Source organism: Bacillus cereus group sp. Bc031, from assembly GCF_027716265.1.
GTDB lineage: Bacteria > Bacillota > Bacilli > Bacillales > Bacillaceae_G > Bacillus_A > Bacillus_A paranthracis.
The window spans coordinates 37,297-57,737 of sequence record NZ_JAQFUL010000018.1 but is presented as its reverse complement, the minus strand read 5'-3'; the positions used below and the strand labels follow the sequence as shown (position 1 = coordinate 57,737).

The following is a 20,441-nucleotide window of genomic DNA, read 5'->3' as shown; positions in this document are numbered from 1 at the left end:
TAAAATACAGTTAAAAGAATATATGAATGAAATATTTACTGGGGTTACATTAGTACCATACATATATTAAACACTTATTTGAAGATATATTTTCAAAAGAAGATAAAGTGTTTTTAATAGCAAATGTTTATTGACTTAAAAAGGGAAATGTAAAAAATCCACACTTTTTTATTTGAAGATGAAGAAACTGACTTGTATTGTACATATCAATTTTCATTAAAATATTTCGCTGGTGATATAAAGTATAAATGATTTATTAAAGCGGCGAATCATGAAGATTTACCAGGTCTTTATCCCCGTTTAGGACGCAAAAAAAGAAATTTCTTATCCAGATGTATTTCTCATAAATGCAACAAAAGATATTATCATGTTTATGCATGATGATAGAGGAAGTGAAGTAATTTCGAAGAATAAAGAAACAATACGAAATTTATATGAGAAATATAAAGAGTGGATTCCAGATTATAAAAGAGAAAGCATAGATAAATTATTTAAATGACAGTGAGGGAAGTGAAGTTTGTAATGAAACGTATTGCAATCGTAGCCGCTTGGGAACCTGAACTTACGTATTTGCATCAATCTTATCCAAGTGAACGCATTGAAAAAAAAGCCGCTTGGGAATTTCATTTTCATACTATAAATGATCTGGAAATTATTTCAGTTATAACTGGTGTTGGGAAGGTAAGTTGTGCTAGTTGTGTACAATTATTAATTAGTGAGTTTCAGCCGGATGAGTTGTTTATGACAGGGATATGCGGGAGTTTATCAAATAAGGTGAAAAATGGTCATATTGTAGTGGCACTGAACGCAATACAACACGATGTCACTGCTGCTGGTTCGGGTGAAGATGTTTTTAACTTATATAATGGTAGAACAGCACCTATTGAAACAACAAAATCACTTGTAAGAAGAATAAAAAAAATACGATCGTATGATCCGATTCATTTCGGGACATTTTTATCTGGAGATCAACGTATCCGTAGTTCGGAAATGAGATATTTACTCCATACTGTATATGGGGCATTGGCAGTTGATCAAGAAGTGGCAGCTTTTGCTTATGTATGTCAAATCAATAAAAAACCTTTTTTATGTTTAAAAGCTGCTTCAGATCAAGCAAATGATAAAACGAAAGAGGAACAAAAAATCTTTAAAATGTTAGCATGTGAACGAGCGTGTGAGCATTTAATTGCTTTTTTACGTGTATATGAGATTAATGTAGTAAATCATAGATAGTAAGAGGGGTTAATATTGGAAAGTACAAATAAAATAGCTATTTTGGGTGCAAACGGAAAAGCTGGAAAAATTCTTGTAAATGAAGCGTTAGAAAAGGGATATCAAGTAAAAATATTAACGAGAAACTCTACAAATACAGAGAAAATAAATGAAAATATAGAGACTATTATTGGGGATGCACGTAACTTTTCAACGATACAAGACTTACTTCAAGGTTGTAGTGCTGTAATTAATGCAGTAGGTCAACCGAAAAATGAATCTTACATTTTTAGTACAGTAACGAAGCATATTTTAGAAGCGATGAAGGAGTCTAAAATAAAAAGATATATTCTAATTTCCGGAGGTTCTTTAAATGTTACGGGAGATCAGAAGGGAATTGTAAATAAAATAGGAGCTACTTTGTTTAAATTGTTTTTACCAAAAATGATGCAAGATAAATATAAAGAATTACAAATTATCCAAAATAGTGAGGTAGATTGGACAATTGTTAGATTACCATTTGTTATAGAGGGAAATGGTATTGGAAGTATAAAAGAGAGTTTAGTTGATATGCCAGGAATTAAAATACAAAATGGCGATATTGCACCGTTTGTTATAAAACAAATTAATAGTGATAGATATGTAGGGAAGTGTCCGTTCATTTCAAATTAAGCAGTAGAATTCAAAATTAAAGTATGATGTGACTAGTAGATCTTATGTATTTGAACGTTAAGTTTAACACGAGTAAGTGGGGGATAATTTTATATGATTCAATATAAAAGATGCAGTGAAATAAATATAGATTTAGTGTATGAAGCTTTTAGGGATGGGATTTCAGATTATATTATTAAGATGGAAGTTTCAAAAGAAGATTTTATAAAAAGGTTTTTTGGAGCTGAAGGGAATTCGTTAGAACACTCGTTTCTTTCTTTAGACGGTGACAAGCCAGTTGGTGTAATACTTGGTGGGATAAAGGATTATGAAAATATAAAAACAATGCGCTGCGGTACATTAGCGGTTCATCCGAATTATCGTGGTGTTGGTGTGAGTCAAAAGTTATTTGAACTGCATAAAGAAGAGGCGCTTCAAAATGAGTGTAAGCAACTTTTTCTTGAAGTCATTGTAGGTAATGACCGAGCGATTCGTTTTTATAATAAATTAGGCTATGAAAAAGTGTACGATCTATCTTATTATAATTTAAAAGATATGACTAAAATAATACATAAAGAATGTAAAGGAATTGAAGTAAAACAATTAGAATTCCCTGCTTTTAAAGTTGAAATTCAGAAATGGTTACACTTCCATATAAATTGGCAAAATGATATGGACTATATTGAAAAAACAAATAATTCATTTTACGGCGCATATGTCAATAATGAGTTAAAAGGTGCTATATGTATAAATGAACAAGGTAAAATTAGTTTTATTTTTGTAGACAAAGAGTATAGAAATCGTAGTATTGGATCAAAATTATTACAAGTAGCAAGAGATGAGTTGAATTTAGAAAGTTTATCAATTGGATTTCCAAATAACAATTTACTAGAAGGGTTTTTTAAGAAAACTGGATTTGAAAAGAATTCTTTAGCACAATATGAAATGTATTTATTGATATAATAAGCGGGAGAATTTATTCTTTCGCTTTTTATTTTTGTACTATATTGATATTTTACTTTGTATAATATTCTTTTTTTATGTAGAATAGATAGGATGGGAGGGGATGAAATGAATAATGGATTAAAGTTTAAGATTTGTGAATTGCATTGTTTCGTTCAAAAGACTTATTCTGATATGAAAATAGCATGTGATATTGCTATTTATCAAGAAAACACTTCTAAATATTTAATTTCATTAGGTTTTTTAAATAAATCATACATGACTTATATAGAAACAAAAAGATTTTATCGTGAAAATGAAGAGCTTGTAAGTGTAGAATTTGATAATTTCTTTGATACATATGATATATTAGAACAGGAGTTAAAAAAAGTTATTTCAACTGAAGATAAGAATCCTTCATTGTTACATAGTAGATTTGATCAGTTTCAGCAGAAAGTTGAAAATATAAATGACCTAATAAAAGTAATGCAAAATGCTCGTTAATGAATGCTTTTTCTGTTTTATATAGAAATTATGCATTAAAAATATATTAGGGTATTACATATTGAAGAGGTGACTTTTGTTGATTACAGAAGTCATCTTTTTACATTAGAAATAGATTGTATAAATTTTAGTAATTTCATATTTTAGGAAATCATAAGAGGGAAATAACATGAAAAATAAAAAAGAAATAGCTATAGTTGCATTAACAACAGGATTAGCTTTGACAAGCATAGTACCATACGAGAAAGGTTATGCGGAGGAAACGGATCAAATGCAAGTTGATATTCAAGAGGATTCGTTCCGTACAGGTGAACTTACAAAACCATCACAAAAAAAGCCAGAGAACGTAGTGAAAGATGCACTTAAGGAAAAGACGGAACATGCTTTGTCTCCAAAACAAGTTAGTGGAGACAAAGGGGTAGATTACAAGGTTCTTCAAAAACGTGGTTCATATGATGGGACTACACTTGTTCGTATGCAACAAATATATGAAGGTAAAGAAGTATACGGACACCAATTGACTGCTCATGTAGATAAAAAGGGTATTATTAAAAGTGTTTCAGGGGAAAGTGCACAAAACTTAGAAAAAGAAGATTTAAAGAATCCTATTAATTTATCAAAAGAAGAAGCAAAACAATATATTTATACGAAGTACGGAAATGATATTCAATTTATTTCTGAGGCAGAAGTTAAGGAAGTTATTTTTGTTGATGAAAATCGTGGGCAAGCTACAAATGCATATCAAGTTACATTTGCAGCTGCCACACCAAACTATGTATCTGGAACTTATTTAGTGGATGCTCATAGTGGTGATATGTTGAAAAATATGGTGCAAGAGTCAGATTTAAAAGTAAATGAAGAGCGTGTTGAAGCTATTCAGGAGAGTAAAAAAAGTAATTTTAAATCATTAACCGGGACTGGAAAAGATGATTTAGGAATAACTCGTACATTCGGTATTTCTGAACAAAGTAACGGGAAATATGCGCTTGCTGATTATACAAGAGGGCAAGGAATTGAGACGTATGATGTAAATTATAGAGATATTACTTTTGAAGAAAAATATTATCCTGGTATATTAACAACTAGCACATCAACAACATTTAATGACCCAAAAGCGGTAAGTGCTCATTTCTTAGCGACAAACGTATATGATTTTTATAAAGACAAATATAAGCGTAATAGTTTTGATAATAAAGGGAAAAAAGTAGTTTCAGTTGTACATGCATGGGATTCTGGAGAAACAAGTGATCCTAAAAATTGGGGGAATGCGTTTAGCGCTAATATTAACAATGTTAGTATGCTTATATATGGTGATCCAATGGTTAGATCGTTTGACATAGCGGGTCACGAATTTACACATGCGGTTACATCTAGTGAATCTAATCTTGAATTTTTTGGAGAATCTGGAGCAATTAACGAGGCGTTATCTGATATTATGGGAACGGCTATTGAGAAATATATAAATAATGGGGAATTTAATTGGACAATAGGAGAACAAAGTGGATCAGTTCTCCGTAATATGAAAAATCCATCTTCAGTCAAATTTTTTAATGGAGTACCGTATCCAGATGATTATAGCAAATACAGTGATTTAAACGGAGAGGATAATGAGGGCGTTCATTTCAACTCAAGTATTATTAATAAAGTCGCGTATTTAATTGCACAAGGTGGCACTCATAACGGTGTAACTGTAAATGGTATTGGTGAAGATAAAATGTTTGATATTTTCTATTATGCAAATACTGATGAATTGAACATGACTTCTAATTTCTCTGAATTAAGATTAGCGTGTCTTAAAGTTGCAACAAATAAATATGGGGCAAATTCCATTGAGGTTGAAACGGTCCAAAAAGCTTTTGATGCAGCAAAAATTAAAGGAACAGTGAAAGAAAACGAAAAAACTGAGGCAAACCAAGTCCCAGAGCTAACAGTACCGCCAACAATTACACTACGTGTCGGTGATAAGTTTGACCCAATGAGCAATATAAAAGCTATTGATAAAGAAGATGGTGATTTAACAAATCGAGTAGAACATAAAGGTGATGTAGACACTTCTAAACCAGGCAAATACATTGTGGATTACTCTGTCGTTGATTCTCAAGGTGGGAAAGCAACGGTAACACAGACCGTAATTGTAGAGAGGGATGGAGAAACATCAGATCTAAAACCTACATTAACAGTTCCTATTGCAACGACAATTACTGTAGGAGAATCATTCGATCCGATGGCAAAAGTAAAAGCTATTGATAAAGAAGACGGCGATCTTACTTCTAAAGTAAAAGTTGAGGGGGAAGTAGATACCTCTAAAGTCGGTACTTACATAGTAACGTATACAGTTACAAATTCTAAAGGCCATGAAGAAATTGCGAAACAAACTGTAACAGTCACAGGTAGAGAAGAAGTTAAGAATGACATACCAATACTAAAAGTACCTTCTACAACTACAATTACTAAGGGAGATGAATTCAATCCAATGGTAGGTGTATCAGCTACGGATAAAGAAGATGGTGATCTTACTTCTAAAGTAGTATATAAAGATATTGGAGATACCACTAAAGTTGGTACTTTTGAAATAATATATAGTGTCACAGATTCTGTAGGTAATAAGGTACATGCCATACAAAAAGTATTAGTGAAGGATACAGACGCTAGCAAAGCTAAAGGTAGTACTAATAACAGTAATAACGGTAATATCCAAAACAACAGTAATTCCGATAAAAAAGAATCTACATATAAAGAGCTTCCAAACACGGGGGGCAGTACAACTAATAGTACAACAATGGGCTTATGGATGGTTTTTGCAGGTATAGTGTTCACTTTAGTTCGCAAATTTAGAAAAATATAAAAGTAGATAGTACAGCTTATTCGTTTGAAGAAGGTGTAAGAGCTGCTGAAATTTGCTATGAATTTTTAAAGCAAGAGGGGCATATTCGGTGCGGTGTTCCTGATGCATTTTTTCGAGATGAGGCGTACCAAAATGTAGTTCAAATAGGTGGACCTGGCCCAAAAGATCACCCAGCAGCAAGTCATAAAATTGTCCATACCTATAAAACACTAACGAAAATGTTTGAAACTGCTGGATTTGAGGTAGTTTTACTTGAATATTGTGATGAAAATAGTCAGTTTTATTATAATGAATGGGATGCAAACGACGGTGTTATTTTCCGTTCGAAAAGGTATGATTCTAGAAATAAAGGTGATAAACTTGGTTTTCCATCGTTAATTGTTGATGCGATTAAGCGGTAAATCATTCAACAAAAACAGGAGTAATTCTATAAATTTATGAGTCGCAAATGTGGCTCTTTTTATTTGAGCGTAAGTCTATATTTTGGGAAGAAACGTGCATAAATGATATTTATTTTTCAAGATTATTTAAATTGATTTAGAAAAGATTAAAGTTTTTCTCATCACGTTTAACTTTTAATTACTACTTCGTTTATATAAAGATTTATTTTATATTTATATTCGTGTAAAATAAATTAAGAACATACATTCTATATAGGGAGGCAATCAATATGATAGCTGAAATCGGGAAACTAACTAATGGATATATTGTAAAATTTGAACGTCATTTTTCATATTCGATAGAAGAAGTTTGGTCAGTTTTAACAGAAAATAGTAAGTTAAAAAAATGGATGTCCAATTTGCAGATTGAAAGCCTTAAAACAAATGGTGTAATAAAGTTCGACATGATGGATGGTTCATTTATAAATATTGATATTATAGAGTGTCAACAAAACTCAGTGCTTGAATTTACTTGGGATAAAGATCGGGTCCGATTTGAAATACATAAAGAGGATAATGGAACTCTTTTACTTCTCCAAGAATATATTCACGAATTAACTGATCATACACCGAAAGATATAGCTGGTTGGCATATTTGTTTAGATCTTTTTTCTGCCGTTCTAGAAGGAGAAGAAAAAGAATTTTCTAAAGATAAATGGCAACAATGGTTTGAAATATATAAAGATAAGGTTCTTGAAGTAAGAGGGTAATAACGTTAAAAGTTATATTAATTATGTAATTATTATATTATAAAAATGATTATTAATATTAAAAATGGTTGATGAGTGGTATTGTCTGTTTATTAATCTTTTCGTTTTATTGTCTGTTAAATTTATCCTAAAATAGAGCCAATCAAAGTAGCTTCTGTAACAGTAAGCGGAAGTTATGAACAAATGACAAACGTAAATGAAGCAGCCGCAAAATGGATTGAGACAGAAGGTTACGAATTAGCAGGCCCGATGTTTAATATTTATCATGTGAGTCCGGGAATGGAGTCGGATCCTAATAAGTGGGTTACAGAAGTTTGTTATCCAGTTAAATGGTTATCCAGTTAAATGATTGTAAAGAAAAAAGGCATTATAATATGCCTTTTTTCTTTATAAACTTATCCGTAATTGCAATTAACCAATCATAGTTATCTTTCCTTCTATTATAGTTTTCGTATCGGACTATATAAAGCAATAAAGACTTCAATTAATTTAGTAAAAGCAGCTAAAGCAAATACAAAGACAGGATTATAAGCTGAAATAATGCCTCCTACTAATGCCCCGAGTGGCATAGCTAATCGTGTAAGTACACGTGAAAATCCTAAAACTCTCCCTTGCATATTTGATGGAACTGTTTCCTGGCGAACTGTGGCTACAATGGTATTCCATGCAATATTGCAAGTCATTGCAATACCGAAAGCAATTCCAGGAACGAACCAATATGTATTCCAAAGTGCAAAAGTTAAGCCAATTGCTCCAACAAATAGGAGTAAAGGAATTAGTATACCGCGCTGCAACCTCTTTTCTAAAGGAACTGCAATCAAGCTTCCTAAAAGACCACCTATTCCAATTAATGAATAATTAACCCCACTTTGTTCTGGGGTAAGATGTAATGTGGATAATAAATAATACATGAATATACCTAAAACTGCACTTGCTCCAAAGTTTCCTATCATAGCTTGAAAAGATAAAGCTAAATTTAAACGGTCATTTTTGAGCCATTTACATCCATTAACCAAATCAGCTAGTACATTTTGAAGTGTATTTTTATCTTGGCATTTCTTGTTTACGGTTTTCATAGACGGTAATAATATCACAGCAATTAATGTTGCAATAAATGAAAGAACATTAATCCAAAGCATCTGAAAGCCGCCAATAAAAGAAATGAAAACCCCAGCTATCATTGGATCAAATAAACTAGCCAATTGATTAACCATTTGATAGAAAGAATTGGCCTTCGTTAAGGATGCTCCAGCAATTTGCGGAATGACTATAACAGTGGTTACATCAAAAAGCATGGACATAACTGCTAACATAAAAGTAATTATGTATAAATGCCAGATTTCTAATAGATGTAATGAATGTAGTATTGGAACAAGACTTACTAAAATAATATTAGTAATATCCGCTACCAAAAGTAACTTTTTTCGATCATAACGATCAATTATTACACCAACTAAAGAGCCAAATAAAACGATTGGCAATACGTTAATAGCAAATAAAGAACTCATAATTACAGCTGAACCGGTTAATTGATAGGCAATCCAAGGTAACGCAAAAGTATATAGTGAATCCCCAATTCGTGAAATGAGTAAACCCAAAATAAAAATCTTGTATTTTTTAGAAAAAGTTGTCTTTACGGTAAGGCTACGTTCTTGTATAAGTTTCACACTGTTTATACCACCTTTATTATAGAGGAATTTGAAAAAAAGCCGTCCAATATTTGTTATGTATAGAATTCTATGATTCTTTTGTGAATCCTACTTTTTAGATGTATTTTAAAATTTTAAGGCGGAAATAAAAATGAAGGCTTTGGATTGAAGATTATTTAAAAACATAATAAAATTATAGTAAATTAGTTTGTAAGATGGTTAATTTAGGAGGGGAAATATTGATACATATAGATAAGAATGTATGAACATCTGGTGCATATGTAATGTATAAGGATTTATTTGTTTTTCAAGTTGGACCAACGAGTAAAGGTGATACATTAGGTGTAGTAAGACTTGGAGGACATAAAGAGGCGGATGAAACAGCAGTAGAAACCGCTAAAAGAGAAGTGGAAGAAGAAGCTTCTATGGATATTACTATATTGAATTCACCAACTACATATTATAAAAAGTATTGGAATGCACAATCTAAGAAATTAAAAGTAGAAAATGAAGTCAATCCAATATTAATTATTGATAGCCCGGATGAAAGTTTATCTATCATGTATATTGCCTATTCAAAGATGCTACCTAAACCATCTTCTGAAACGAATGGACTACTATTACTTTCATTGAATGATATTGAATTAATTTGCACTGGGAAAATAACATTAAATAATTATATAAATCAAGGCGGAGTTGCTATATTGAAAGAAAAAATGGATAAAGAGTTAATTTTACAACCTTTTCCACAACTTATGTTTTTATCAGAACTTTTAAAAGAGGATCCTGTATTACTTCAGCAGTTTCTAAATTAGAAAAAAACTTAAAAATGTATCTTTATTGATGGTGTGTATCAAACAAAAAGACTTTTGAAGCTAACATATGCATACTAAAGTTGTAGTTTTTATATGAAAAATCCATCCTTCCGTTTGATTTTATCTATTTATAATTGTAATACAATACAAATAGATAATAAGAAACAAGGGGGAATGTAATGTGATTACACATATTACAGATATAAAACTACAAACGATTTCCATAGAAGGGGTAAAACAAGTTTATAAGGACATATTATGTTTCCCCATAAAAAAAGAAACGACATCATTTATTCAATTTGAAGTAACACCGTACACTACAATTAGTTTTCAAGAAGTATATGAACCAATTGCATCTGCGCACTTTGCTTTTGAGATTCCATATTCAAAATTTCATGAAACTGCAAGATGGCTTGAAAAGTCTGGATTACTCATTGTGAAATGGAAAGATGGTCATACAATTGATGAAGAGAGCGGCCGATTCAACTTATATTTTAGAGATGGTGATGGAAATCTACTCGAAATGATCGCACATAGTTATGTTAAAGAAGATGTATTAGTACCGCAGTCACCTTTAAACATTTTATATATAAGGGAAATCGGTCTTCCCGTTAAAAGTGTACCTGTTTTTACGGAATGGTTAAAATCAAATCTAAATATGAAAACGATGGAAGGTGGGGATATTTTTAACTTTGTTATAGGCGGCACTGCATACATTGTTGCAACTTGGTGGCAGCGACCGTGGATTCCAATCGCGATGAAAGCTTTACCACCGAAAGTACATGTTTCTTTCGGAACACCAGATCAAGCATTTTTACAACAAATTCAAAATAAATTTAAGAAACATAGTATTCCATTTGAGTGTAAACATAATGAAGTATTATTTATTCAGCAAGGATATACATTTTCAATTGTGCATACATCAGAATTTCATTCGGATATTCCTAAACAATTAAACTTACCGCTTTCTATTTAATGATGGAAAGCGGTAAGTTTTTTATATTTTCATGGAGAAGGGTTTCTGCCAAATTACAATGAATTTATAGAGGAGTATAAGTTGTTAGCTTAATTTACTGTAAGGAGAGAAATGAATTGAATCTAGAAAATCAGATAGCAAAAGGAAATACTGCCAACATATATCTTTATGAAAAGAAGGTTATCAAATTATTCAATGAATATCTTCCGGATACAGAGTCTATGAATGAAGCAAAAAAACAAAAATACGCTTATTCATGTGGGCTACCAGTTCCAAACGTATTTGAAGTGACAAAGATACAAAATAGACAGGCAATTATTATGGAATACGTAAAAGGGGACAGTATTGGCGATCTCCTGCTTAATAATTTAAATGAAGCAGAGCGTTACATAAATATTTGTGTTAATGAACAAAAAAAGATTCATGCTATCTGTATGAACACAGATGAAATAGAATCAATGAGAGTAAGGTTAGAGCGACAAATTAAATCTGTTCATAAAGTAGATGAAAAACAAAAGGGAAAGATATTAGATAAGTTATATTCAATTAAATTTGAACCTAGATTATGCCATGGTGATTTCCATCCATTTAATCTAATTTTGAATAATAAGAAAGCGAATATTATAGATTGGGTTGATGCTAGTGCGGGTGATCTTCGTGCAGATGTGTTTCGTACATATTTGTTGTACTCACAATATTCGGTAGAATTAGCGGAAATGTATTTGCAAATATATTGCAGTAATACCGATCTTACAAGAGATGAAATCTTTCAATGGGCTCCTATTATTAGCGTAGCTAGATTTACCGAGAAAGTATCGCCGCAAAATGAAGTGTATTTGAGCAAACTTTTGAATCAGTATTTATAAGTTGTAAAAAAGGTTGTCTAGTAGATAATTAATAATTGCTGCTGTTTAACTACAAGGAAACTTAGTTAAACAACAGCATTTTTAAACATTGATATAGGTATACTTATTTTCAATTTTCATCCTATAAAGGTTCATTATCCGTACTTGTTCCTCAGTTAATTCTTCTTTATCCCAATACATATGCATTAAGTTATATTCAAAAATCTCCTTTAATTTAATAAATAATGGAAACTTGTCTATCATTTCTTTAGGTAGTTCATTTTCTTCTTGATACCCTTCAAATAGTGCTTTTGTAATGGAATGCTCATACTCAACGATATTTGCATTTCCAGCAAATGAATATTCTAAAGCACTATAAATAGGAACTGCTAAATCGAATATATAAAAATGTTTTTCACAGTCTTGAAAATCAATCATTGTTAAGTTTGAATTATTTTCAACTAAAATATTTTCTAACCATAAATCTCCGTGAATTAAGCCGTAATTTGAAGTGGATTTTTGTAACTCTTTTATAGAAGTTAAAACATCAGATGCAATTTCTCTTATAGTAGTTTCTTCTTGAGGGATATACTTAAGAAAATTATATTCTTCATTTTCATACCAATCGTTTATATGTTTAACTGGTTTAGTCTTTTCAAAGCTTTTAGAAATACGATGTAATTTTCCAATTTGTTTACCAAGCTTTTTAAATATTTTAGAATCCCATTCGTACTTTGGTAAATGTATACCAGGCGCAGCTTTATATAATACGGCAAAAATCTCTTTATCTAATGTTAACTTTTCTACAAAATCCCCTTGCAATGAAGGGATGATTGGTGGAACAGATAAACCGTTTTCGTATAGAAAATTCGTATATGTAACTTCTTCTAATTGTTCTTCATATGTTTTGTAGTTTGTAATTCTAATGAAGTATGTTCCTTGATCTGTGAGACATTCATACATCTCATTTGTTATTGGTGTAATGTTAATAAAATTCAACGGATATAGTTCATTTATGAATTGAAGTATTTCTTTTTCTAGTTTGTTCATTGTAACGCCCTTTCTAAACTTTTATTTTTTTATTAGAGAATTAAAAGAATCTTATTTTACAAAATTCTAGTTTCATTTTTGAAATCCTTTAAAATGAAATATGATGTAAATTGACCTTTAATAATTAGTTAGGTCTTGCAAGCATACGAATTAACACTAAATTGAAAAATGAATAGAAGGTATGTCAAAATAAGATAGGTAAAAAATATAAAACTAATACTCATATATAGATTTTATAGAATGGCTCATGTTTTAAAACACAAGAAATATCAAAAGAATGAAACGCACTTCTCTTATACTTTTATATAAGGAGTGAAGGAAATGAATGAACATATACAGCAGATGATTGACTGGATTGAGGTCAATTTAAAAAAGGAATTTTCATTAGATGAATTGTCCCGTTATATGGGGTATTCTCCTTATTATTGTTCTTTTAAATTTCACCAAGTAACGGGTTTCAGTATTAGACGCTATATTCTTCTTAGAAGGTTATACTTATCTATAGAAGATTTAAAGAATGGTAGGAAGATAATAGATATCGCATTGGATTATAATTATTCTTCGCAAGAGGCCTATAGTAGAGCTTTCAAGAATGTTTTTGGAATGAATCCAAGAGAATTTCAACTTAACCAATTGCCTATTCAATCATTTGTTAAACTCAATATAAATAAGGAAGGAGAGTTTAATATGAATATTTCTAGAAAAATAGAGGTTGAACAATTACGAAATGCGAAGAGCGAGCTGTTTGATAAAGATGTATTAAACATATTGAATGGTCAAATGATGTATGAAGAATTTAAAAATGAAAAGCTAATGGGTGATTCTGATTACGCACCATTTAATGAAGCGATGTGTGTAAACCAAGTTACTACACTAGTTTTTGATAAAGAATTTATTAAGACAAGGGCAGCAGGACATAACAGTTCAGTAGAAAGTTACACAAAAAAGGTTATAGATCCATTAAAGAAACTTTTTACGAAAGAGTATAAATGTATTGTTTTATGGTTTGGTGAAGATATGTTTTGTCAAATGAACTTACTTACAATACTTTCATACCTTGAACAGTCTCGTTATGAGGGGAAAGTATACTTAAATAGCTTCAGAGAAGATGAATTTAAAGTAAATCAAATTGAACTTGAATTAGGAAATTATTCTTCGGTATACAATGAAGTATTAGTAAATCATAAAAAGACTTTCTATAAGGTACCACCTGTAATGTATCAGGCTATAGATCTATATTTAAAAATGCTAAAAGAAGATAATGCTGTAATGAAATTTATCTCTAAAAATAAAGATTTATCAACTCAAGAATTATTAACAAAGTTGTTTCAACTATTTCCAACAATCGGATATGGTGATTCTCAGTATATAGAGCTGATTAATAAAATAAAGAAGAAAGCTACACCAAAAATATAGGTGCAGCTTTCTTCTTATAATTGCTCAAGTAATTCTAATTCTTTTTCTACAAATGCCATTAGTTCCTTAATTGTTTCGCTAGAAAAATCAAAACGAATTCCAGCAGCTTCATATACTTCTGTTAAAGATTTAGAGCTACCTAATGATAAGGCCTTTTTATAATTTTCAAGTGCTTGCTTTGGATCCTCTTTATATTGTTTATACATTTGTAATGCACCAAGTTGGGCGATCGCATATTCAATATAATAAAATGGTACTTCAAAGATATGGAGTACAGGTAACCAACTCGTTGCTATCCAGTTTTCGTAGCCATCAATATGTATGACGCTAGACTGATAATGTTTTTGAAGTTGTAAGTATTTTTCATTTCTTTCTTCAGAAGTATGACTTGGATTTTCATACAGCCAGTGTTGAAATTGATCGACAATAAGCATAATAGGTAAATATGAAATAACATCTTTAAAGAAGTTAATTTTTGCTTGTTTTAAATCTTTTTTGTCTGTATAGAAGGTATCCCAATAATTAAGCGAGAATAACTCCATTGTCATACTAGCTAGTTCAGCTGTTTCAGCTGGAATTTCTATATACTGTCGTAATTTTAATGGTTTTATAAGTTCGTTATGAATACTATGACCCATTTCATGTATAAAAGTGATAATATCATTTTGTGTATAATTTAAGTTCATAAAAATAAATGCTAATTGTGAAGCTGGTAAGTACTCACAAAAGCCTCCAGATGCTTTTCCTTTGCGGCTTGTTAAATCAAGACAATCGTGTTTATACATTCGGTTTAATAGTGTTGAAAATTCAAGATCTAGTTTGTTAAAGATATGAGTGCTCTTTTCAATTAAATCATTTTCATTTGCAATTGGTTTAAGTACTTTTTGATCTGGAGTTACAGCTGATACATCCCACGGGCGAAGCGTATCCACTTGCAGTTTCTCTTTTTTCTCTAGTAATATTTTATCTTTAAGAGGCACAACATACTTACGTATGGATTCAGCTAGTTCATAGCAATCTTTCGCTGAATAATCAAAACGCTCGTATTTTTTGAACATATAATCGCGATAATTCTCTAGTTGAATATTTTTTGCTTTTTGATGGCGAATTTCAATTAATTGATTTAATATGTTTTGGAGTTCTTTTTCAACAGATAAAAATTGTTCAGAAATAATGGTTTTGGCCTTTTTACGGATGTCACGATTCGAATCTTGTAAATAGGATTGTAATTCTGTTATCGTTTTTTCTTCTCCGTCCCAAATTCCAATTAATCCTCCAGTGATTTCAAAGTACTCTGTGACTAATTTGTCTTCCTTTACTTCTAATTCAATATTTTCCTCACAAAATAACTTTTGAGCATTTTTTATTTTTGCATCCAACAAACCATATACGTTAGAATCTAATTCTATTCGAAAAGGTGACTCTAAATATTTATTATCCAATAAATTTTGGTACCGTTTTAAAAGTGGCTTTACAAATTGTTGATCATGTTCAAAAGTATCCTTTATTTTTTCATCATCCGTATTACATTGAAAGGCGATATAATGTGCTCTTAATTGTTCTTCGATTTCCCAAATCACTTTTGACTGCTCTTTTAACCAGCTTTCTAGGTCTAATTTTGAAGAAATCATTTTATTTAATAAAGACGAAAGAGTTTTTTCTAATTGTAGTACATTACTAATATCAATTGTATTTACACGTTGCATTACATATCCCTCACTTTTTATTTATTCATAGAGATATTCTATTTATTAATTGTAATTTCCTTGTTAAGAGGAGGAAATGTGAAATAATGTTAAAATTAAAAATGATAGAAAGGATGTATTTCTTTTTACTTTATAATGACTGTGAGAATGAGGGACCTTTTAAATACTTCTATAAGGGAGTGAAAGAATGTATAAGTATTTACATATTTTAAATGATATAGAAAAAATGATTCAACATGGAGAGATAAAAGAAGGACAGAAATTACCATCAATACGGTCACTCGTTGCGCAATATGAATGTAATAAGGCAACAGTTATACGTGCGCTTCATGAATTAGAAAAGCGTCACATTATATATTCTGTCCCTCAAAGTGGATACTACGTTGTTAAGAAATCTGGGAGTACTATAGAAAATAAAGAGATAATTGATTTCGCTTCTTCAGCACCAGATCCAGATGTTTTCCCATATTTAGATTTTCAGCATTGCATTAATAAGGCTATTGATACTTATAAAAATGATTTGTTCGTATACGGAACACCGAAAGGCTTACCATCTTTAATTCCAGTCATTCAAAAACAGTTGGCAAATTATCAAGTGTTCACGAAAGAAGACAATATTTTTATAACGTCAGGCGTACAACAGGCACTTGCAATATTAACTTCTATCTCATTTCCAAATGAAAATGAAACAATATTAGTTGAACAGCCAACGTATCATTTATATATAGAATATCTAGAAATAAATAAAGTTCCAGTAATTGGTATCAAACGTACGAATGAAGGTATTGACTTAAATGAATTGGAACGTATTTTTCGAACAGGTAAAATAAAATTCTTTTATACAATACCAAGATATCATCATCCGCTTGGAACTTCTTATTCTAAAGACGAGAAAGAAAAGATCGTGTTATTGGCTAAGAAATATAATGTATTTATAGTGGAAGATGATTATTTAGCAGATTTAGAAACAGATTCAAAAGCCGATCCATTATATAGCCTGGATCATGGTAATCATGTCATATATTTAAAGAGTTATTCGAAAATTATTTTTCCAGGTTTACGAGTTGGTGTAGCAGTTATTCCACCGATTATTTCGAGTGCTTTCCATACATATAAAAAAATTTTAGATATCGATAGCCCAATGATATCCCAAGCTGCTTTAGAAATTTATATAAAGAGTGGCATGTTCGAACGCCATAAAAATAAAATTCAATCTTCCTATAATAATAGATCTAAAAAACTAGCAGAAGCATTAGAAAGGATGCATAGTGAAAACCCGCTTCTATTCACATATAAAAAGCAAAATACAATTGGAATCCATACTTGTTTAGAAGTACATAAAACAAGTATTTCGGACATGTTGATACAAAGACTAAGTGAAATACAAATCAGTATTGATTCGATTGATAAAAATTATGTGAGAGGTTTTCCGAAACAAAGACTATTAAAGTTAAACGTATCGAATGTAAAGGAAGATAGGATTGAGGAAGGAATTCGTAAAGTAGTGGAGGAAATCAAACAAGTGGAACGTCTAAATTTTCAATTTAAAAAAAGAATAAAATGAATAAGGAGGTTTGTTGTGAGGCGTAAAATAATTCTCTTGTTTGTGTGTACCGTTGTAATAATTTGAGCTATAGTTGTGACTAATTATTATAAAAAAGAAATGCATTGTCGTTGGTAAGTATTCAAGAGGTATTATCATAGGTCAAAATAACGAACCTATATTTAATGTGAAAATTTATGAAGATTCTATTAAAGGTAAGGAACGCAGTATTTCAAATGCAGAAGGTGAATTTGAAATACTAGATGGGGTATGTGGTGAGATTGTTTTACAATTCGTTACTCCAGATGGAGAAATCTATACGAGGAAATATGATAGGAAGCATATACCAAAAGTTATAAAGCTTAATTAGAAACATAAAGGTGAATAAGATGAAACCATTACGGAAAAAGTAGCAGTTGTGGTCGGAGCAACTATATATGTAACTGGATAATTATATATTTTTTAAGAGCACTCTTAGCAAAGGGTGCTCTTTTTCATCATAAATATTTACTTAGCATCTTTTTAAAGTGATTTTTATCATAATTTACATATTGTGTAGCTGTATTTCGTATTGGATCTCCCGCGTAAAATCTTTCGTATAATTCGTGTCTTGATCCTAATGGGCTTCCAATAATATCCCAGGCTAACTTAAATAATTTTGTGCGTTGTTCGGCATCTATATTTGTTCCTTTAAAGTGCTTTTTTAATAAATCAGCTATTGGACTCTGGAAATCAATCGAGCTTGAAGGAAGTTGAATGAAGCCACCTGCTCCAATTAATTGTAAAATTTCTATTGCGCGGGGATAATATTTAGAACCAAGATTCCTTGCAGTTTCGATATATTTAAAGTTTGGTAAATAAGTTTTTGTTTCATTTGTAGTACCTTCAACTTCCGCAGCAATTAAAAGTGCGCGAATTGTTTCGATTTGCATAATTAATTCTCCAAGTTTTTCTTGAACATGCAAATAAGTGTGAGCTCCAATTGCTTCAGCAATTTCAAAAGCAATCGCAGTTATAAATTCTAGCTTTATTAGTAATCGTACTATAGCTTGATGATAAGCTAAACTACTAGAAGCTGTATCTGATTTTATAGCCCAAATTGCTTCTGGATTGTTATAAAGTAAAACACGTTCCCAAGGGACAAATACATTATCGAAGATTAATAGTGCATCCATTTCATCATACTGTGAGCTAATAGGGGAATCAACTGTGCTTGAAGTTGTATTTGCATATGGTTCTCTACAAACCATATGTAATCCTGGAGAATTGGCTGCCACGATAAGAAAGTGAGCTAAATCTTTTTGAGCGTCAGTCAGTTTTGTTAATGGGTAAATTAATAAATCATTTGAATAAGGAGAAGCAGTTCCTATCATTTTCGCACCACTTAAATAAATTCCATCAGAAGTTTCCTTTGTAACTCTTAGCAACCCTAAGTCATTTGCATTTAACATTGATTCTGTTGAGCGATTTATTTGCGGATCACGTTGGACTACACTTAAAAACAAGTGATTATCCCTAGCTTTTTCGTAATAAGATGCGATTTTATCTGGAAACTGTGCATCGAACTTTTTATAAAAATCTCTTGATACGTACCAGCCAGTAAGTCTCGATCTTGCGTAATCAGATAGTCTACTCATTACACCGTCTGTAGCATAACCCCATGTTTCAAATGCAGTTCTTCTCATTAATAATTCATTATAGGAATTCGGAACTAAAAATGATTTATGAACAAAGTCTTTCGTTTTTGGGCTCACATATCCAATAGAATCTCTCTGTTTGGGATCATCAAATAACGAAAATAAATTAGAAATGGTACATAGTGTCCCCGAAAAATTGTTGTCTGTAGTTACATCTACTTTTTTCCATAGAGCCAAACATTTCGACCATCTTGTAAGCTCTTTATATAGTGATCCTTTAAATTTTGCATATTTCCTCCTTTTAAAGACTACTCATATATTTGTACATCTTTTAATGGTGGTGAATATACATGGAATGTTATTGCTGTTGAATCTGTAGCATTATACATTTTATGCACAGTATCTTTTTTTACGGTGAAAATATTTCCCTCTGTAAACTCTTCAATCCATTCTCTATTTTTTTCGTACGTAATATTTTGTAGCGTACCATTGACTATTAATATACATCCTATAGATATTCCGTGATCATGAATAAGAGTCTTTGCTTTTCTAGGGAAATTTAATACTAAAATCTCCACAAATTCAGACTTATAGATAACATTTCTTCCGTATTCAAGGTTAAGTGGTGAAGTAATAAAAGGAGATATTTTATGAAGTGTAATATTTAATGATTGAATAGCGGATATTAGATTTGCCGTATCATAGTCACATAAGTTATGAAACGCTTTTTTTATGTTATGAATCAATTGCATGTAAAACTTCCTCCTAAGCATGTACATTAAAAGAAAAAGTAATCTAATATTATATAGAGCGTAGTGAATTACATAATATTGTATTGAAACATTAAAAAAAAGTGACTTCTTTTACTTAGGAAGATTATTTAATTTAAAAATTAAGGTAATTACTTCCATTAACATGATATGCTTGAACTATATACTTTTTTATTGGAAAGGTGATGAAATAAATGGCAGTTCTTTTAATGGAAAATCTATTTCAAATGTCTATTGTTTTATTACTTCTATGTTCATTTTGTTTTTATAGATATTTAAAGAAAATCAAAAGGGAAAGAAAGCTTACAGGTTTTGAAATTACGATGTATATCATGACGCAACTTGCGTATTTCATTTGGGCGGCAACAACTTTTCTTAAAATGTTGTCAGAATAGTTAATGTAGGGCTAATTGTTTATTAGGTGCTGGGCAGAAATGTACGGTAAACAAAGGCAAAGGACAAAGATAGGCTTATAGAATTAGGTAAATAAATATAGTCGGTATCTAGATTGATTACAATCTCACTTATAAAGTCTTTACAAAAAGAGCAGGGAATACGGTCATAATTATGTCGAACACAAAACAAATCGATGACACCACCGTTAGAAATCCCCTCATGTTTTACATTCAAATACATCCTTTTTAATTTCGTAATTGAAACGCATTGTCCAGCTACATACTCATTTATACCATATCCATCAAATTCAATTATCATGTTATCACTGTTGGGT

General features: G+C 30.9%; 17 protein-coding genes and 5 pseudogenes. 16 read left to right on the top strand and 6 right to left on the bottom strand.

Annotation, left to right across the window (positions count from 1 at the left end; translation table 11 throughout):
* Positions 1-4: 4 nt before the first annotated feature.
* The 9 genes and pseudogenes from PDQ33_RS09850 to PDQ33_RS09810 all read left to right on the top strand — a co-directional run.
* A pseudogene (locus tag PDQ33_RS09850) lies at positions 5-499 on the top strand (DUF3885 domain-containing protein).
* Complete coding sequence (locus PDQ33_RS09845) at positions 496-1,233, top strand: phosphorylase family protein (protein ID WP_000218296.1); 738 nt, start codon at positions 496-498, stop codon at positions 1,231-1,233. Before PDQ33_RS09850 ends, PDQ33_RS09845 begins: the two are co-directional and overlap by 4 nt.
* Before the next feature lie 15 nt (positions 1,234-1,248).
* Positions 1,249-1,884 (top strand): SDR family oxidoreductase, encoded by a 636-nt coding sequence (locus tag PDQ33_RS09840; protein WP_000446321.1) that lies wholly within the window; start codon positions 1,249-1,251, stop codon positions 1,882-1,884.
* Between the two features lie 93 nt (positions 1,885-1,977).
* A complete protein-coding gene (locus PDQ33_RS09835; RefSeq protein ID WP_270755450.1) occupies positions 1,978-2,826 on the top strand; it encodes a GNAT family N-acetyltransferase in 849 nt (282 codons plus the stop codon).
* 108 nt (positions 2,827-2,934) lie between these two features.
* The gene (locus tag PDQ33_RS09830) at positions 2,935-3,309 is read left to right on the top strand and encodes a hypothetical protein (RefSeq protein WP_076874699.1); all 375 of its coding nucleotides are present in this window, start codon (positions 2,935-2,937) and stop codon (positions 3,307-3,309) included.
* Positions 3,310-3,478: 169 nt separating this feature from the next.
* Entirely contained in the window at positions 3,479-6,154 is a 2,676-nt protein-coding gene (locus PDQ33_RS09825; protein WP_270755452.1) for a M4 family metallopeptidase, read from the top strand.
* Between the two features lie 20 nt (positions 6,155-6,174).
* A pseudogene (locus tag PDQ33_RS09820) lies at positions 6,175-6,555 on the top strand (class I SAM-dependent methyltransferase); the annotation flags it as partial.
* A gap of 269 nt (positions 6,556-6,824) precedes the next feature.
* On the top strand, positions 6,825-7,304 hold the full coding sequence (locus tag PDQ33_RS09815) for an SRPBCC family protein (RefSeq protein ID WP_000559856.1): 480 nt from the start codon (positions 6,825-6,827) through the stop codon (positions 7,302-7,304).
* 123 nt (positions 7,305-7,427) lie between these two features.
* Positions 7,428-7,649, top strand: a pseudogene (locus PDQ33_RS09810) (MerR family transcriptional regulator); the annotation flags it as partial.
* A gap of 95 nt (positions 7,650-7,744) precedes the next feature.
* Here PDQ33_RS09810 and PDQ33_RS09805 read toward each other — a convergent pair.
* Positions 7,745-8,971, bottom strand: a complete 1,227-nt coding sequence (locus PDQ33_RS09805; RefSeq protein ID WP_270755456.1) for an MFS transporter — start codon at positions 8,969-8,971, stop codon at positions 7,745-7,747.
* A 266-nt stretch (positions 8,972-9,237) separates the two neighbouring features.
* Between PDQ33_RS09805 and PDQ33_RS09800 the strand changes: the two genes are divergently transcribed.
* From PDQ33_RS09800 to PDQ33_RS09790, 3 genes are all read left to right on the top strand, one after another.
* Entirely contained in the window at positions 9,238-9,768 is a 531-nt protein-coding gene (locus PDQ33_RS09800) for an NUDIX domain-containing protein (protein ID WP_270395292.1), read from the top strand.
* 181 nt (positions 9,769-9,949) lie between these two features.
* A complete protein-coding gene (locus PDQ33_RS09795) occupies positions 9,950-10,744 on the top strand; it encodes a VOC family protein (RefSeq protein ID WP_061130338.1) in 795 nt (264 codons plus the stop codon).
* A gap of 116 nt (positions 10,745-10,860) precedes the next feature.
* On the top strand, positions 10,861-11,610 hold the full coding sequence (locus PDQ33_RS09790; RefSeq protein ID WP_074543424.1) for an aminoglycoside phosphotransferase family protein: 750 nt from the start codon (positions 10,861-10,863) through the stop codon (positions 11,608-11,610).
* Positions 11,611-11,691: 81 nt separating this feature from the next.
* Here PDQ33_RS09790 and PDQ33_RS09785 read toward each other — a convergent pair whose 3' ends face one another.
* Complete coding sequence (locus PDQ33_RS09785) at positions 11,692-12,639, bottom strand: phosphotransferase enzyme family protein (RefSeq protein WP_270755460.1); 948 nt, start codon at positions 12,637-12,639, stop codon at positions 11,692-11,694.
* A gap of 321 nt (positions 12,640-12,960) precedes the next feature.
* On the opposite strand from PDQ33_RS09785, the gene PDQ33_RS09780 reads away from it, so the two are divergent.
* Positions 12,961-14,055: a helix-turn-helix domain-containing protein gene (locus tag PDQ33_RS09780; RefSeq protein WP_061130337.1), complete on the top strand. Its 1,095-nt coding sequence runs from the start codon at positions 12,961-12,963 to the stop codon at positions 14,053-14,055.
* A gap of 14 nt (positions 14,056-14,069) precedes the next feature.
* Here PDQ33_RS09780 and PDQ33_RS09775 read toward each other — a convergent pair whose 3' ends face one another.
* The gene (locus PDQ33_RS09775; RefSeq protein ID WP_270755464.1) at positions 14,070-15,761 is read right to left on the bottom strand and encodes a M3 family oligoendopeptidase; all 1,692 of its coding nucleotides are present in this window, start codon (positions 15,759-15,761) and stop codon (positions 14,070-14,072) included.
* 187 nt (positions 15,762-15,948) lie between these two features.
* On the opposite strand from PDQ33_RS09775, the gene PDQ33_RS09770 reads away from it, so the two are divergent.
* Together PDQ33_RS09770 and PDQ33_RS09765 are read left to right on the top strand one after the other, a co-directional pair.
* Positions 15,949-17,325 (top strand): aminotransferase-like domain-containing protein, encoded by a 1,377-nt coding sequence (locus PDQ33_RS09770; protein ID WP_061130296.1) that lies wholly within the window; start codon positions 15,949-15,951, stop codon positions 17,323-17,325.
* A 69-nt stretch (positions 17,326-17,394) separates the two neighbouring features.
* Positions 17,395-17,674: pseudogene (locus PDQ33_RS09765) on the top strand (carboxypeptidase regulatory-like domain-containing protein).
* Positions 17,675-17,801: 127 nt separating this feature from the next.
* Here PDQ33_RS09765 and PDQ33_RS09760 read toward each other — a convergent pair.
* Both PDQ33_RS09760 and PDQ33_RS09755 read right to left on the bottom strand, forming a co-directional pair.
* Positions 17,802-19,231 (bottom strand): annotated as a pseudogene (locus tag PDQ33_RS09760) (4-hydroxyphenylacetate 3-hydroxylase family protein).
* An 18-nt stretch (positions 19,232-19,249) separates the two neighbouring features.
* Positions 19,250-19,693, bottom strand: coding sequence for a cysteine dioxygenase (locus PDQ33_RS09755; RefSeq protein ID WP_001175997.1), 444 nt, complete (start codon positions 19,691-19,693; stop codon positions 19,250-19,252).
* A 212-nt stretch (positions 19,694-19,905) separates the two neighbouring features.
* Here PDQ33_RS09755 and PDQ33_RS09750 point away from each other — a divergent pair, with 212 nt between their 5' ends.
* A complete protein-coding gene (locus PDQ33_RS09750; RefSeq protein ID WP_061130299.1) occupies positions 19,906-20,106 on the top strand; it encodes a hypothetical protein in 201 nt (66 codons plus the stop codon).
* A gap of 22 nt (positions 20,107-20,128) precedes the next feature.
* Here the strand turns inward: PDQ33_RS09750 and PDQ33_RS09745 are convergent, their stop codons facing one another.
* Positions 20,129-20,425 (bottom strand): hypothetical protein, encoded by a 297-nt coding sequence (locus PDQ33_RS09745; protein WP_050552160.1) that lies wholly within the window; start codon positions 20,423-20,425, stop codon positions 20,129-20,131.
* Positions 20,426-20,441: the final 16 nt, after the last annotated feature.